The sequence below is a fragment of the Terrimonas sp. genome, from assembly GCF_003075435.1.
GTDB lineage: Bacteria > Bacteroidota > Bacteroidia > Chitinophagales > Chitinophagaceae > Agriterribacter.
Genome location: NZ_QCZJ01000001.1, coordinates 524,126 through 540,452, shown reverse-complemented (window position 1 = coordinate 540,452; position 16,327 = coordinate 524,126). Strand labels below are relative to the sequence as shown.

The window sequence follows — 16,327 nt, the reverse complement described above, 5'->3', positions numbered from 1 at the left end:
AAGTAAACATTAAACAACCACTTCAACAATTTTTGTAGGGCTTATGCTGGCGTTGCGCATGGCTATACTGCGCACGGTATGACCTGCAAAATCCCAGAATGCCTTCTTTGTAATTTCATCATCACTCATCATTACCGGCACACCGATATCTCCACCTTCTCTTATACTCTGAACAATGGGTATTTGCCCCAGAAAAGGAATATCAAATTCATCAGCCATTTTTTTACCACCTTCTTTACCAAAAATATAATATTTGTTTTCCGGTAATTCGGCAGGCGTAAACCAGCTCATATTTTCTACTATGCCTATTATCGGCACTTTTATCTGCGCCTGCCCAAACATGGCAATGGCTTTTTTTGCATCAGCCAAAGCAACCGGCTGGGGAGTGGTTACCACTACTGCGCCTGTTACCGGCACCGTTTGCACCAGTGTTAAATGAATATCGCCGGTACCCGGAGGCATGTCAATCACCAAATAATCAAGATTACCCCATTCCACATCCGTTACAAACTGGCGTATAGCACTGCTTGCCATCGGCCCGCGCCAAACAATGGCCTGCTTTTCATCAACCAGCAAACCAATACTCATCAGCTTAATGCCGAACTTTTCAAGCGGAATGATCATTCCCTTGCCATTATTATCCTTCATTAAGGGGCGCTCACCTCTTACACCAAACATAATAGGAGCGCTGGGTCCGTAAATATCCGCGTCCATCAGCCCAACACTTGCACCACCTTCTGCCAGTGCCAATGCAAGATTGGTTGCCACGGTTGATTTACCTACACCTCCCTTACCGCTCACTACCACAATGATATTTTTTACCCCTGGCAGAACCGCGTCATTACCCTTGCGGGCGCTATTGGTATTAGCGGTAAACTTTATATGAACGTCGGCGTTTTTATTCACCAGCAGGCGAACAGCGTTTATGCAGGCATTTTTGATCACATCCTTCAGGGGGCAGGCCGGCGTGGTAAGCACTACGGTAAAAGACACTTTATCTCCTTCAATTACAATGTCTTTTACCATATTAAGGGTAACCAGGTCTTTGCCAAGATCAGGCTCAATAACATTACTGAGCGCTTTAAGTATATCACTTTCTGTCATCTACCGAACTTTTTGTTAAAAGATATTAGTTGGCGGCAAAGTTAACCCCATAAATCCTTACTTTGTTTTTTTAGTAAGTTCAAGTATTATTGCAAACCCATTAAGTGTGAGAATGAAATATTTTTTACGATACGTTTTTTTTATTGCCTTTCTTTTACCCGTGGCTGCCAAAGCACAGTTTGAATCATTAAAAGACTCTGTGGTTCAGCTATATGGTATCGTGATGACACACGACAGTCTTAAAGGTATTGCCGGTGTTTCCGTTATGGTAAACGGCCGCGGAACAGTTACCAATGAACAGGGCGTGTTTTCCATCGTGGTATTAAAGGGCGATGAGGTAAAGTTTACCCACGTATCGTACAGAACAGAATCAACCAGGATCCCTACTGATTTGCCGGGCAATCATTATAACATGGTAAAACTCATGACAGAGGATACCGTATATCTCCCAACTGCTATTATTAAACCACGCCCAACCCGCGAACAGTTTGAGCGTGATTTTGTAAACAATGAAGTGCCTGATGATGGTATTGAAATAGCACGGCAAAACCTTAGCGAATCCAAACGGGCAGCATTGGCCCGTATATTACCGCGGGATGGAACGGAAGCTGCAAATTATGCGCTTACCAAAAGCGCTCAGAGCTATTACTATAATGGGCAGTCTCCCCCCATGAACATCTTTAATCCGTTTGCCTGGAATGAATTTATAAAAGCCTGGAAGCGTGGCGATTTTAAGAAAAAGAACTAGCGGTTAATCAAGGGTTATATTTACCAGTGATATATTTTCATGGCATCGTTCCTTGCGACGCTCCTTTCATCTGTATATTTTCATGGCGGCATAGCTGGGGTTGTTTGAATTGAAACAGTCGGCTTGTGTGTTACAAAAAGAAGAAGCTTGCTGTTGCTGCTGTTAAAACTTTAATGCTCAGCTTTTCCTTTATCCATTTATCTTTAAAACATGAATGCTATAAAAAATGTAACCGTTATTGGCGCCGGCACAATGGGTAATGGCATTGCTCATGTATTTGCACAATATGGTTTTGCTGTAACGCTTACTGATATTAATGAAGCCGCGCTTACAAAAGCAATGCAAACCATTACCAAAAATACCGACAGGCAGTTGGCAAAGGGTGCAATAACTGAAGCTGTAAAGCAAAGCATTTTTTCTAATCTCCGGGCATCAACAGATCTATCAACGTCTGTAGAAAATGCAGACCTGGTAATAGAAGCCGCAACAGAGCGCAAGGAAATAAAACTACAGATATTTAAACAACTGGATAAGCTTACTCAACCACATACCATTCTTGCAACCAACACATCTTCTATTTCAATAACAGCAATTGCAGCAGTTACGAAAAAGCCTGATAAAGTTATTGGTATGCATTTTATGAATCCTGTGCCGGTAATGAAGCTGGTAGAAATTATTAAGGGTTATGCTACTTCTGCTGAAATAACTGAAACAATATTTGGTTTGAGCAGGCAGTTGGAAAAAGTTCCCTGCGTTGTAAACGACTATCCCGGGTTTATAGCCAACCGTATTTTGATGCCGATGATCAATGAAGCAATCTATAGCTTATATGAAGGTGTTGCAGGTATTGAAGAGATTGATAAGATTATGAAATTTGGAATGGCTCATCCAATGGGGCCTTTACAACTGGCTGATTTTATTGGGTTGGATGTTTGCCTGAATATTATGAAAGTTTTGTATGATGGTTTTGGAAATCCCAAATATGCTCCTTGTCCGCTATTGGTTAATATGGTAACATCAGGTAAGCTGGGCGTAAAAAGCGGCGAAGGATTTTATATATATACGCCCGGAACAAAAGAGATGAAACCGGTGAAGGTGAGAATGTGAGAATGTGGGGAATGTCAGGCTTCTTATATTTGTACCAACATGCATATCCTTTCCAGGCTGATTACTATTCTGCTAAGCCCGCTTTTGTGGATCATTATTATTTTTCTATGGGGTTTATTCACCAAAAAAGAAATAAGAAAGAGAAGATGCTTTACAGGAGCACTGTTGATGCTTTTCTTTTTCAGCAATCCCTATATTATTAAAAAATTAATGCTGGCATATCAGCCTGAAAAATACACCATGCAAAATGGTGAAGTATATAACGCCGGCATTGTATTAGGTGGTTTTGCAGGCATGAATAAAGCAGACCGGAAAACATATTTTAATGAAAGTGCCGACAGGTTTTTGCAGACAGCTTTATTGTATAAAGGAGGGCATATCAAAAAAATAGTAATTGCGGCAGGTGATGCTTCTATTATAAATAAAAATGATTTCCGGGAAGCTGATTTTGCGCAAGATCAGTTGATGCAACTTGGTATACCTGCTTCAGATATTTTTATCGACAGGAATTCACGCAATACTGCCGAAAACGCGGTCAACTCAAAAAGAATCATTGATTCATTAGGTTTACCCGGTCCATACCTGCTTATTACTTCTGCTATGCATATGCCACGTGCAAAAAGAACATTTTCAAAAGCTGGTTTAAATATTAAACCTTACCCTTGTGCATATAGTGTAACACCATTTGAAAAATACGCAGTTGATGAGTATCTTATTCCTTCAGCCGTTGCTTTACGCAACTGGAATATTTATTTGAAAGAAGCTGTTGGTTTATTAATGTATAAGGTTTTAGGAAGAGGATAATATCATGTTGAGCCTATTATATAGCATGCATTCGTGAAAAGTGAAATGTGGGATGTGGAATTCCCGGTTACCGCCTGACTTTTCATGATCAGCTTAACACTATTCATTTGTTTTAAGTTCCCTACTTTTGCCGCCATTACATTTGTTATGAAATATTTTTTGCCAATACTGCTGTTGATATTTGGCTACTCAGGCTACGCGCAGGAAATTGAATTAGACCCTATCACAGTTACGGCTACACTAAGCCAGAAGAGATCATCTGAGACAGGAAGAAACATAACTATAATAAAGGGTGATAAATTCAAAAATCTGCCGATACATTCTTTAGATGAGCTACTACGCTATGTTCCCGGTGTTGAAATGCAGGCACGTGGCCCGATGGGCGCACAGAGTGATATTGTATTACGCGGAGGCACATACCAGCAGGTGTTGGTAATATTGGATGGTATGCGGCTGAATGATCCTAACACTGGTCATTTCAGCAGTTATATACCAATCGCTCCTGCTGAAATAGAAAGAATAGAGATATTAAAAGGCGCTTCTTCCGCTATATATGGCGCTGATGCGGTTGGGGGCGTAATTAATGTAATTACCAAAAGCTTTGCTGCGAAAGAACACCGGGAAAATGTAAATATAAACGCAGGTATTGCAGCCGGGGAATATGGTTTTTTAAGCGCTGACGCAGGCTTTTTTGTGAGCAGTAAAAAACTGAGTATTGGTGGCGGTGTTATCACCAATAATGCGGATGGCTTTCAGCAACGTGGCATTCGGGGATACTTCCATAATACTACAGCTTCTTTGTCTGCCAATTATCATTTCACTAATAACTGGAATATTGCTTACCGGATCGCGTATGATAACCGTGACTTTGCCGCTCAGAATTTTTATACAACTTATTCTTTTGATACAGCTACAGAAAAAGTATCTTTCTTATGGAACCAGGCGCGGTTGGCATATCAAACACAAAAGCAAAGTTTTATTGTAGATGCAGGATTTAAAAAAGTAAATGACGAATATCGTTTTGCACCGGCGTCTGTTCCCAACTCAAATAAATCGGAGTTATTCCAGGTATTGGCTCAATATCAAAACCAGTTGTCTGTCAGTACATCTTTAGTTGCCGGCATCAATTATCAACAAAAAAGGATTTGCTCCAATGACAGGGGAAACCATTCGTTATTTTGGGCTTCACCTTTTATTTCATTTTCTCAAAGAATAGGAATTCATTTTTTGGTAAGGCCATCATTGCAATGGGTTTTCTTCCAGAAGATAAATGCTGAGCTGGTGCCCCAGCTTGATCTCTCTTATAAAACAAAGCAATTTCAATTCAGGGCAAGTGCCGGCAAAACGATCCGGGATGCTGATTTTACAGAGCGGTATAATAACTACAATAAAGAGATCGTGCGGTCGGGCTCAATCGGGAATCCTGACCTGAAAGCAGAAAGATCATTTAGCTACGAAGCAGGTTTTGATTGGTTTGTAAAAGAGCATTTAAAGATATCTTCTACTTTCTTCCAGCGTTTTCATCGCCGCCTGGTTGATTTCAATACTACACCTTATGAGGACATGCCGCGTAAAGATAACCTGGTTCCCAATGGTGTATACGCGCTGGCAAAAAATATTGCTGAAGTAAATACAACAGGTTTTGAAACAGATATACAGTATACACATGCCATCAACGATAAACAACATCTTTCAGGTAGCATAGGACTGGTATGGCTCGATAGTAAAAGCAGTGATAGTATTCCTTCTTTTTATATTTCCTCTCATGCAAAATTTCTTACTAATTTTTCAGTGATATATCAATACCATAATTTTTCTTTTAGTGTAAATGGCTTATACAAAAAGAGAAATGAGCGTATTGCTTCTTCCATCAATACAGCGGTATCGCCAGATTATTTTTTAATGAATGCAAAAATGGGATATGATCTTTCTAACCGCCGTTTTTCTGTATTCGTGCAAATGGATAATGTATTTAACCGGCAGTATAGCGATCTGCTTGGATCAGTTATGCCCGGCAGATGGTTTATGGGAGGAGTGAGGTACCAGTTTGGGAAGGCAATACGCAATAGGGAATAGTCAATAGTGAATATTCGTTGATGCTTAGGGTTTCTAATTTTGATATACAAAGAATAAGCTCTCTTCACAAACTTCACGTGTTATTATTCATTGCCTGAAACAAAGAACAATAACCTCAGAGTGATATTCAAAGCCCAATTGATCTATACATAGAAGGATTGCAGAATAACTCACCATTCACTATTGCCCATTCACCCTTCACCATCCAATTCCATAATCTTCTCCATTATTACTGCTGCCGCCCCACAGTGTTTTGTGTTTCCAGTCGAAATATATAGCATTAATAGGACCGGAGGTTCTTTGCCCGTTGGTGATTTTATATCCTTTTTGTATCAATTCTTTTCTCACCCAGTCCGGTATATCAGCGCTTAAAATAATACTGCCAGCTCTGGGGCTTCTGTCGGCATTGGTTGTACCACCTAATGATAGCCATAGCTGGTTGGTATTTACATTAGCCGCTTCGGTTGCCTCCTGTACTGTCATCCCAAACTCTACTATGTTCAAAAAGAACTGTAATAAATTCTGATCCTGCGTATCGCCACCCTGCACGGCAAAAGATAAGAATGGTTTACCGTCTTTCAAAGCTAGGGTAGGTGTTAACGTTACCCTGGGTCGTTTGCCCGGCTCCACTACATTAAAAGGATTGAGTGTGCTGTCGCAGACAAAGCTCTGCATCCGCTGGCTCATGCCAATACCTGTGTTGCCGGCAATGCAGGCAGGTATCCATCCACCGCTCGGTGTAATGGATACTACCCAGCCCTCTTCATCGGCAGCCTCAACAGAAGTAGTGCCCCTCCACATCCTGTCCATATATGCATTATCAATTAAGGCATCATTTAAAAATGAAGCACTCAATGCATCATGAGCCGGCAATACGCCGGGCGATTTTTTATTAGAGGAATCCGATGTAAAACCACGTTGCTTTAATAGCTGCAGGTAAGGATTTGTTTTTCCTTCAAAAGGATATGGATCTCCGGGACCAGCTGTTGCATCATTTCTAAGAGGAGAGATTAAACCGGCTCTTGTTTTTGCATACGCTTTGGAAAGTAAACCTGCCATAGGTTCCTGTGGAGGAAAAGCCGGATCGCCATAATAAAAATCCCTGTCGGCAAAAGCATAATGCATTGCCTGGCAAACGGTGTGTATATAATTCGCAGAATTATAACCCATGCTTTTCAGGTCAAAATTTTCAAGAATGTTAAGTGCCTGTAACATGGCAGGGCCTTGAGTCCATTGCGACAATTTATATATATCAATGCCTTTGTAATTTACTTTAAGCGGTTCTTCTGTTTTTACATTCCATTGTGCAAGATCATTCATGGTAATTAACCCTCCCTGTTCCTGGCAACCTCTTACAAATTCCTGTGCTATATCACCTTTGTAAAACCTGTTGTATGCGGCATATATCGCTTCTTTACGGTTTTTCTTTTGCTTCAGCGCCTGCTGTTCCGCCTCAACCATTTTTTGTAAAGTTTGCAACAGGTCATGTTGCACAAATATTTCTCCGGGCTCAGCAGCTTCACGGTGCTCACCCAAATGAGGTAACAAAACTTTAGTGGAATAAGGCCAGTCCTTTATCAGTTTTTTATTACGCTCAATACTGTTAGCGGTTTGCGCGTCAATAGCATAACCCGCTGCCATTTGTATGGCAGGCGCCAATACTTCTTTCAAACTCATTGTACCATATTCTGCAAGCATGGTGCATAATCCGCCCGGCGTACCTGGTGTAACTGCAGCAAGCGGACCATATTCAGGCGGGAAATTCATTCCTTTATTTTTAAAGAATGCGGTTGTTGCTCCTGTTGGGGCAACGCCAAGTGCATTAATGCCGATTACCTGACCTGTTTTTGGATTATAAATAAGCGCTTGTGTTTCTCCTCCCCAACTCAGCACATCCCACATGGTGCATGTGGCTGCAAGCATTGCGCATGCGGCATCAACTGCATTGCCGCCTTTTTGAAAAATAGCTGCGCCGGCTGTTGCGGCTAATGGTTTGCCCGTAATTGCCATCCAGTGTTTGCCATGCAATGGTGGTTTTTGTGTTGACTGACCTATACCGCATATACTATGCAAAAGCATTGCTGAAGTAATAATGGCATATTTCATTGCGTACTTGTTTCTTTAAAGATAATGCATGGAGTAAGGCAATCCTTAATTTAAACTGCCGTTATATAATTTTTTGTAGGTTTATATAACATTATCTCCATGTATGAGTAAACCCGTTGTAAAAGATCTTGACGAGCTGGTGCAGGCAAATATTATATCTGCCGGAACCGCGCAGGATATTCTTCACTATTATCAGCATAAGGCTGCTGAAAAGCCCAACCGTTTTCCCATTATTGTAAATGTGCTTGGCGCTTTGCTTGCAAGTCTGGGTATAATACTGGTAATAGCACATAACTGGGATGAGCTTGGGCGACTCTCAAAAACAATTATTGCTTTTCTGCCATTGCTGTTAGGGCAGGGGTTATGCGTATTTGCATTGTTCAAACAAAAAAATAGTATAGTATGGAAAGAAACAAGCGCAGTTGTTTTATTTTTTGGAGTTGCCGCGTGTATATCTCTTATTGCTCAAACCTATAATATTTCAGGGGAGTTGAGCGACTTTTTGCTCACATGGATGTTGCTGGTCATACCGCTGGTATATATTATGCCGTCTGCTGTAACCGCATTGCTATACGTTGGTGGTATTACCTGGTATGTGTGTGAGGTCGGGTATTTTGGATATTCACGTGCCAGCCATATTCCATATTACTATATAGGATTGCTTGTTTTGATAGTGCCGCATATTTATCAATACTGGAAAAATAAAAAAGATAGTAACCGTTTCATCCTGCTTGCATGGATGATTACTCTTTCTTTAACCATTGCACTCGGTGCATTTTCGGAAAGTAGTTTTAACAGCCCTGAATGGGTATCCTGTGCTTATATAGCAATGTTTTGCATTTTTTACCTGGCAGGCAGGTCGGAAGCATTTGAGAATAACCGCTTATTTGCAAATCCTTTTTTAAGCATAGGCGCTTTAGGTATATTGTTTCTCCTTTTCTTCTGGAGCTTTGAAGGAATATGGAGCAATATGTTACATCCCTATTATGGTAATACAGAAAGATCTGATTTTTTTTATGTTCCTTTTTTCTATCTCAGTTTTGCAATGTTGCTGGTGGCAATATGGTTGATTGTTGTGGATTACAGGCGTGTGAATAAAGTTATTTTTGATCCAATGGGGTTTTCCGGTTTGTTGCTTTTCCTGTTGCTGCTGGTGGCAGGAAATAATCCGCTGTTTGCTACACTGATCATAAATGCCTGGATATTGTTTGTAGCTGTATTCTTTATAAGAAAAGGGGCAATAACAGACCACCTGGGTATTTTAAATTTTGGGTTAACCATAATAGCCTTGCTGGCGCTGTTCAGGTTTTTTGATGACCAGATTCCTTTTGTATGGCGGGGACTATTCTTCCTTGCTACCGGCATTGGTTTTTTTGTTGCCAATTACCTGATGGTGAAAAAGCGAAAGGAACTGAAAGGATAATAATTACAGGTTAAAATAAAACTATGAAGAAGTTACTGTTGATAATATGCATAATCACTTTAATAGCTCAATGGGCTGTGCCTGCAAAAATGATCTGGCAAAAGGAAAACGTTTTGAGAAGCGGTAAGCTTTTTAATTTCCGTACTCAGCCTGTTGATCCTGCGCATCCGTTTAAAGGAAGATATATTACACTGAATTTTGAAGCAGGTAGTTTTACAACTGTTCATCTTGACTCTGCCATAGAAAATTATGATCCGGAGGTTTATGTATTGCTTGATGTGGATAAAGACGGTTTTGCTAAAGTGCGGCAACTGGTTAAGCATAAGCCGGTAAATGCCGCTGATTATGTGAAAGCAAGCGTTAATTATATCAACAGGATGGAACATGACTCTGCCATGGTGATGATAGATTATCCGTTTACCGAGTTTTATATGGATGAATTTAAAGCAATAAAAGCAGAGGGCGCATACAGGGAAAGCACGATTGATTCTACACAAAGAACATATGCTGTGGTTAGCGTCTTAAATGGTGATGCTGTTGTTAAAGATGTAATGATCAATAATAAACCGATAAGAGAGGTAGTGAAAGAAATGAATAATGGTATAAAGAAATGAAAGCCACGCTTTTGACGTGGCTTTGAATGTTTTGACTTTCTTCAGAGGTTAATGCAATGGGGAAGGTTAGGCTTAAAAATTACGGAATAACTTCTGTTTTCGGGGGTTAGCTTTTTCAAAGGATTGGTTTCGGTTTTAACGGATACCGGTTTGCTGCTTTTCTGAATATTGGATGAATAACTGGTTTTATAAGATCCGGATTTCAGCTTTCAAAAGGTATTGGGTTTTCTGATCTTTCAGCAGGATTGGATCATCGCGTTTGACAATACAAAGATGCACCGGATATTGCTGCTTTTAAACTTATTTCGACAGTAATACTTTTTCCTTCGATTTCCGGAAATATATCTTCGATAAATAAAAAAATCATTTACCAGCCATTATACAACAGTTGATAAATGATAACAGAGATTGTGAATTATGCTATATAATATTGATCTTTTGCATTACGCCTGATTTGTGCGTTTTGCTGATGGGTATCATATTCCCATTGATAAACAGTACATTTTCCTGTATATCGTTGATCTTGGTGAAGTTTACAATATAGGAGCGATGCACTTTCATAAAAACCTGTGGATTCACCTTGGTTTCAAGGTTCTTTATAGTATTGTGGGTGATATACTTTTTTGCAGGGGTAATAAACTTTACGTAGTCGCCCATGCTTTCAATAAACAAAATATCATCATTGTGCAAGCGGATAAGCTTACCATCTGATTTTATAAACAGGTGATCCTGCTCTGAATTCCCGTTCGCCTGCTCTGATTTTTTACTTACTTTTTGTACAGCTTCAAGAAAACGCTGATACGTAAAAGGCTTCTTCAGGTAGTCGGTAACGTTATATTGAAAGGCGCTGTAAGCGTATTCTGTTTTTGAAGTAGTAAGTATTACCTGTGGTGTGTATACCAATTGATCCAGTAGTTCAAATCCGCTGGCTCCCGGCATTTCCACGTCAAGGAATATAAGGTCTACAACATTGTCTTTTAAAAATTGTAATGCATCTTCCGCATTAAGAAAATGTTGAACTACATCTATCACCCCGGATTTTTCGCAGAACTTCCTTAGAAACTCCGCTGCAACCTGGAGGTCTTCAACGATGATACTTTGATACTTCATAGATATTGGGTATTGAATTGTTTCAAACGCTTTACTTCTTTTTCTGCTTTTAATAAACTCTGTTGTGTGGTAATAAGTATGTATTGAAATTTTTGTTCAATATCTGCTGCTGTTTTTTCTTCCTGGCATACTTTTTCAAAAGCAGCAAATTCTTCCATTGCTTCATTCATACCTATATAACCAAACAATGGTTTCATTTTATGAATAACCTTTTTCAATCCCTGTAAATCACTATCATAAAACCTTGCCTGTGCAAGTACAATCTCTGTTTTTATTTGCTGGGCAGACGATTCAAAAACCATTTCAGCTTGTTGTAAATCATCTCCATACAAGTCATAGAGAAAAGCTGTATCCAGTTCTTCGGAAAAGGCAAACATTATTTTATTTTCTGTATTGTGCATATCACAATTTGTAATAAACTAAGTCGTTTTATCCTCTATTTGATTGCATATTATATGTAACCAAACCAATATCTCGGTTATGAAAACGAACATTTTAGACAGATTAGTATCTTTTTTCTATGGTATTTTCAATAGTGGCATAGATCCTGCCAAGAGCCACGAGGAAAATAAAAGTGTTCAAAGGCTCATAATCTTTATCTTTTTTGGTATTGGTGTCAACCTTATTTCGGTATTGCTTAACTGCCTTCATGGGCTTTATATAAGTGTTTCTTTAAATCTTACCTCCATTTTACTGCTGGCAGTAAGTTATTTTCTCAATAAAGACGGTAAAAGAGGTTTTGCCAAAGCGCTGGGTATTATTACGCTTAATCTATATTTGTTTGGTATAAGTTATGTTGAAGGATTGCGGGCCGGAGAGCATATGTATTACTTTCCGTTTCTGCTGGCATTAATTTTTGTTATTGATATACGGCAGGATTATGAAGAGCTCGTCATGACAGCCATTGTAACTTTTATTACTGCGGCTATGATATTTATCCTGGCTCCCTATGTAAGCACTATTCAAACCATAAGCAATGAACAATACAGCGGATTATTCAGCCTTAACCTGAGCTTGTCTCTTGTGCTTACTGCTTCGTTTACATATTATATATTAAAAACACTTGAAAAGAACGAATATAAAATCCTGGACGAAAAACGGTTTAAAGATACGATGTATGATACGTCGCTGGATGGGTTGTTTATTGTGGATGTGAACAGCCTGATTATAACAGACTGTAACAAAAGAGCGATAGAGATATTTAGCTATAAGAAAAAAGATGAAATTATCGGAACTCCTGCAAAGGATCTGCTTGGCGATAAAATGGAAGAGCATATTATGGTTCAGGCAAAACAACAGTTTACCCAAAAATCGCCCTGGTATGGTAATATGGATTTTTTCAGGAATGATAACACACCCTTTTTCGCCTACGTAAATATTGTGCCTTTCTCGCACAGTGAGTTCAATTATTGTAAGATCAGTATTCTTGATATAACTGAGATTAAAATTGCAGAGTTTGAAATCCTGAAGGCGAAAGAAAAAGCGGAGAAGGCAGCACAGGTAAAATCGAGGTTCTTGTCGAATATGAGCCATGAATTACGAACGCCGCTTAACGCGATTATCGGTACAACCAATCTTGTTTTGCAGGAAGAATACCTGCCAAGCCAGCGTCAAAGTTTTGAAGTGCTTAAATACTCTTCTGAACATATGATGCAGTTGGTAAATGATATTCTTGATTTCAGCAAGATAGAGGCTGGTAAGATGGAAATTGAAAATGCTCCTTTTAATCTTAAAGCGTTTATGCAAAAAATTGTGAGCTCTTTCACCGCGCCTGTTTCATCAAAAAATCTTGGATTTAATATTGATATCGATCAGCTGTCTGATATTGAGATATATGGAGATGAGACACGCCTGCACCAGGTAATGAACAATTTGCTGGCTAATGCTATAAAATTTACTGATAAAGGCACAATAGGTATTGAAGTGAAATTGAAAAACACAAAAAGTAATAGTACAGATATTTATTTTGCCATTACTGATACCGGAATTGGTATTCCCCAAAATAAGATCCGGCAGATATTTGAAAGTTTTATGCAGGCTGACATAGAAACTACAAGAAAGTTTGGAGGCACAGGTCTTGGCCTGGCTATCAGTAAAAAAATTATTGACCAGATGGGCGGAGAGCTGCACGTTGACAGCAATATTGGCGCCGGAAGCTGTTTCTATTTTACGTTAAGTTTTAAAATGACGAGAAAGCAAAAGTCTTATGTTGATGAAGACAGACTTAAATCACTTTCCGGTCTTGATGGCATTACCGTTTTACTTGCAGAAGACAACCCGATTAATATGATTGTAGCAAAACGGTTTTTGCAAAAATGGAATATAGAGGTAATTGAAGCTGAAAATGGAGCGAGGGCTGTTGAACTGTTCTATGGTAAAGAAAATAAACCGGATATTTTACTCGTAGACCTTGAAATGCCGGAAATGGATGGCGCTCAAACAGTAGCTGCTATCCGGAAAACGCACCAGGAAATACCCATTATAGCATTTACTGCGGCAACTTATGAAAATATAAAAGAAGATTTATTGAGTAAAGGTTTTAATGATTATATGCCAAAACCCTTTAAGCCGGAAGAGTTACACAAAAAACTGGTTCAATACACCGATAATACAAACCAGCACAGGCAGGCATCATAAAATAAAAGCGTGCAGCATCAACTTTAATGCTGCACGCTTTATATTGCTTGCATAAACAGATCAATTTTTCTTTTCCAGTTCAGCTATATCTACAGGTTTATTAATATCAAGTTTTGTAATGGTAGATTTAATCTCCCCGATCATTGGATTATTGATGGTAAGGGAATAGGGAAATACGTAGCCTTCAGGGCTTGTTTTGTAATCTGAGAAAAGCGTAGTTATCTCAACAGATTGACCGCCGGCATTACCTTTGGTAATGCTTTTGGTAAGGAGGTTGGTTTTTACATCTATATAAAGAATAGTCTCAGATGAATCTTTTGCCAGTTTAATTTTATATGCATCGCTGGCATTTACGGCTTCTTTCCCTTCAAATGTAGCAGCATAGCCATAGTCTTTAAAGGAACTTAGTTCACCACCGGGATCAAGCATGCCTAAATAGCCTTTAATGGCATCCTCTGGCAGGGGTTGTGCTTCTGTAGAGCCCATCATAGGGTTAATTGTCCATCCACTATTTTTGCCTACAAAGGTTGCTATTTTCTGTCCTTGTATGTCAATTTCCTGGCGCATGGCGGTTTTGTATACTACCCATAATTTTGCAGGCATTACCATGCCCATAACTTCCATGTCAGCTTCCTGGTAAATATTTTTAAGTGTAGAAAGTTTGGATTTGCCTCCTAAAGCTGTAATATATTTTTGTTGAATTTCATCAACGGTTTGAGCATGAGAAAACGATATTATCATGCAAAAAAAGGTCAGCAATTTAATCATTTTTGATTGTGTCATTTCTTTGTTTTTTATTTTGTGTACCAAAAATAAGGCTTTCCTTTATTCATAATTTTCAGGTAGCCAGATAACTTAAATGTAATGAGTGCATCATGAATAAGCAAATCAGGGGCCGGATTGTAGATATTCTGCAAAAAAAAATATATGCTGGTATTATCCTTTGCAGCGAGGGTAAAATACTATCAATACAGCCCTTAGGTAAGATACCTGAAGATGTTGATGCTTTACCCTTTATAATTCCCGGGTTTATTGATGCTCATGTGCATGTCGAAAGTTCAATGCTGATCCCGTCGCAATTTGCCCGGCTTGCTGTTGTGCATGGCACTGTTGCTACGGTGAGCGACCCGCATGAGATCGCCAATGTATGCGGTATGGCCGGTGTGCAGTTTATGATTGAAGATGGAAGGAAAGTTCCTTTAAAATTTTATTTTGGAGCACCGAGCTGTGTGCCTGCTACTGTATTTGAAACGGCAGGCGCGGAACTGAATGCAGCGGATATTACAAAGCTGCTGGAAATGGATGAGATCAAATACCTGAGTGAGATGATGAATTTTCCGGGAGTGTTGCATAAAGACAGGGAGGTAATGGCAAAGATCGCGGCAGCCCATAAATTACACAAGCCTGTTGATGGCCATGCACCGGGGTTAACAGGTGAATTGGCAAAGCAATATATTAACGCTGGCATATCAACAGACCATGAATGTTTTACAAAACAAGAAGCGCTTGATAAATTGAAGTTTGGAATGCATATTTTAATAAGAGAAGGAAGCGCTGCTAAAAATTTTGAAGCACTGATTGATTTGCTGAATGATTATCCTGAACGGATAATGTTTTGCAGCGATGACAAACACCCGGATAGTCTGGTAGAAGGACATATTGATCAACTGTGTGCAAGAGCTGTTGCAAAAGGTATTGATGTGTTTAACGTATTGCGGGCAGCCTGCATAAACCCTGCACTTCATTACAAACTGGAAACAGGGCTTTTGAAAGAAGGGGATAATGCTGATTTTATAGTTGTAAAAGACCTGGTAAATTTTAAAGTATTACAGACATATATACGAGGTGAGCTTGTAGCGGAAAATGGAAAAACTCTGATCGGATTTACCGTACCGGATACTAAAAGCCGGATCAATAATTTTTCCTGTGATAAAAAAATACCGGCTGATTTTGCAGTAGCGGGTGGATCTGGTAAAGAATTTTTTGTGATAGAAGCGCTTGACGGGCAACTCATCACCAATATATTAAAAATGCAGGCACCGGCGGCAATAGATATTGATAATGATATTTTAAAAATTGCGGTGGTTAACCGGTATGCAGACACGCCTGCAGCTGTTGCCTTTATTAAAAATTTTGGATTAAAACAGGGCGCGATTGCATCTTCGGTTGCGCATGATAGTCATAATATAGTAGTAGTAGGAACAAGCGATGAAAGCATTTGTGAAGCGGTAAATATGATCATTGAACAAAAAGGAGGCGTCAGCCTGTATTCCCCGGATCAGTCTATAATACTTCCTTTACCGGTAGCCGGTTTAATGAGTGATGAAGATGGCTATACGGTAGCTGAAAAATATTCAGCCATTGATAAAGCGGCAAAATCTGTCGGCTCAACATTGTCTTCTCCTTTCATGACATTATCATTTATGGCATTGCTCGTTATACCTCATTTGAAATTAAGTGATAAGGGATTGTTTGATGGAGACAGGTTTGAGTTTGTGAAATGAAGAGTAGCAGCCCATCCCGTCAAAGCAACCTCGCCCTATTATCGCTCTCCGCAAGGAGAGCGATGGTGCTGTAGAATATTTACAAACTACATCA

Annotated in this window: 13 protein-coding genes; 8 read left to right on the top strand and 5 right to left on the bottom strand. The window is 39.4% G+C overall.

Going from position 1 to position 16,327, the window contains the following annotated elements:
* Positions 1 to 9: 9 nt before the first annotated feature.
* Complete coding sequence (locus tag DC498_RS02215; RefSeq protein ID WP_116872465.1) at positions 10 to 1,104, bottom strand: Mrp/NBP35 family ATP-binding protein; 1,095 nt, start codon at positions 1,102 to 1,104, stop codon at positions 10 to 12.
* Between the two features lie 112 nt (positions 1,105 to 1,216).
* Between DC498_RS02215 and DC498_RS02210 the strand changes: the two genes are divergently transcribed.
* The 4 genes from DC498_RS02210 (at position 1,217) to DC498_RS02195 (ending at position 5,839) form a co-directional block, all read left to right on the top strand.
* Positions 1,217 to 1,852: a carboxypeptidase-like regulatory domain-containing protein gene (locus tag DC498_RS02210; RefSeq protein ID WP_116872464.1), complete on the top strand. Its 636-nt coding sequence runs from the start codon at positions 1,217 to 1,219 to the stop codon at positions 1,850 to 1,852.
* A gap of 210 nt (positions 1,853 to 2,062) precedes the next feature.
* Complete coding sequence (locus DC498_RS02205; RefSeq protein WP_206197503.1) at positions 2,063 to 2,959, top strand: 3-hydroxyacyl-CoA dehydrogenase family protein; 897 nt, start codon at positions 2,063 to 2,065, stop codon at positions 2,957 to 2,959.
* 39 nt (positions 2,960 to 2,998) lie between these two features.
* Positions 2,999 to 3,763 carry a YdcF family protein gene (locus tag DC498_RS02200; protein WP_116872463.1) on the top strand — a complete coding sequence of 255 codons (765 nt, stop codon included), beginning with the start codon at positions 2,999 to 3,001 and terminating at the stop codon, positions 3,761 to 3,763.
* 147 nt (positions 3,764 to 3,910) lie between these two features.
* Positions 3,911 to 5,839 (top strand): TonB-dependent receptor plug domain-containing protein, encoded by a 1,929-nt coding sequence (locus DC498_RS02195; protein ID WP_116872462.1) that lies wholly within the window; start codon positions 3,911 to 3,913, stop codon positions 5,837 to 5,839.
* Positions 5,840 to 6,037: 198 nt separating this feature from the next.
* Here the strand turns inward: DC498_RS02195 and DC498_RS02190 are convergent, their stop codons facing one another.
* Complete coding sequence (locus DC498_RS02190) at positions 6,038 to 7,945, bottom strand: gamma-glutamyltransferase family protein (RefSeq protein ID WP_206197502.1); 1,908 nt, start codon at positions 7,943 to 7,945, stop codon at positions 6,038 to 6,040.
* Positions 7,946 to 8,048: 103 nt separating this feature from the next.
* Here DC498_RS02190 and DC498_RS02185 point away from each other — a divergent pair, with 103 nt between their 5' ends.
* Positions 8,049 to 9,368 (top strand): DUF2157 domain-containing protein, encoded by a 1,320-nt coding sequence (locus DC498_RS02185; protein WP_116872461.1) that lies wholly within the window; start codon positions 8,049 to 8,051, stop codon positions 9,366 to 9,368.
* Between the two features lie 23 nt (positions 9,369 to 9,391).
* Positions 9,392 to 9,982 carry a GDYXXLXY domain-containing protein gene (locus DC498_RS02180; RefSeq protein ID WP_116872460.1) on the top strand — a complete coding sequence of 197 codons (591 nt, stop codon included), beginning with the start codon at positions 9,392 to 9,394 and terminating at the stop codon, positions 9,980 to 9,982.
* A 420-nt stretch (positions 9,983 to 10,402) separates the two neighbouring features.
* On the opposite strand, the gene DC498_RS02175 is transcribed toward DC498_RS02180, so the two are convergent.
* Together DC498_RS02175 and DC498_RS02170 are read right to left on the bottom strand one after the other, a co-directional pair.
* Entirely contained in the window at positions 10,403 to 11,092 is a 690-nt protein-coding gene (locus tag DC498_RS02175) for a LytR/AlgR family response regulator transcription factor (RefSeq protein ID WP_116872459.1), read from the bottom strand.
* Positions 11,089 to 11,493: a hypothetical protein gene (locus DC498_RS02170; RefSeq protein ID WP_116872458.1), complete on the bottom strand. Its 405-nt coding sequence runs from the start codon at positions 11,491 to 11,493 to the stop codon at positions 11,089 to 11,091. The genes DC498_RS02175 and DC498_RS02170 overlap by 4 nt, the downstream gene beginning before the upstream one ends.
* A 79-nt stretch (positions 11,494 to 11,572) precedes the next feature.
* Here DC498_RS02170 and DC498_RS02165 point away from each other — a divergent pair, with 79 nt between their 5' ends.
* Positions 11,573 to 13,729 carry an ATP-binding protein gene (locus DC498_RS02165; RefSeq protein WP_116872457.1) on the top strand — a complete coding sequence of 719 codons (2,157 nt, stop codon included), beginning with the start codon at positions 11,573 to 11,575 and terminating at the stop codon, positions 13,727 to 13,729.
* Between the two features lie 60 nt (positions 13,730 to 13,789).
* Here the strand turns inward: DC498_RS02165 and DC498_RS02160 are convergent, their stop codons facing one another.
* The gene (locus tag DC498_RS02160) at positions 13,790 to 14,512 is read right to left on the bottom strand and encodes a hypothetical protein (RefSeq protein ID WP_116872456.1); all 723 of its coding nucleotides are present in this window, start codon (positions 14,510 to 14,512) and stop codon (positions 13,790 to 13,792) included.
* A gap of 92 nt (positions 14,513 to 14,604) precedes the next feature.
* Here DC498_RS02160 and ade point away from each other — a divergent pair, with 92 nt between their 5' ends.
* Positions 14,605 to 16,233 (top strand): adenine deaminase, encoded by a 1,629-nt coding sequence (gene ade / locus DC498_RS02155; protein ID WP_116872455.1) that lies wholly within the window; start codon positions 14,605 to 14,607, stop codon positions 16,231 to 16,233.
* Positions 16,234 to 16,327 lie beyond the last annotated feature (94 nt).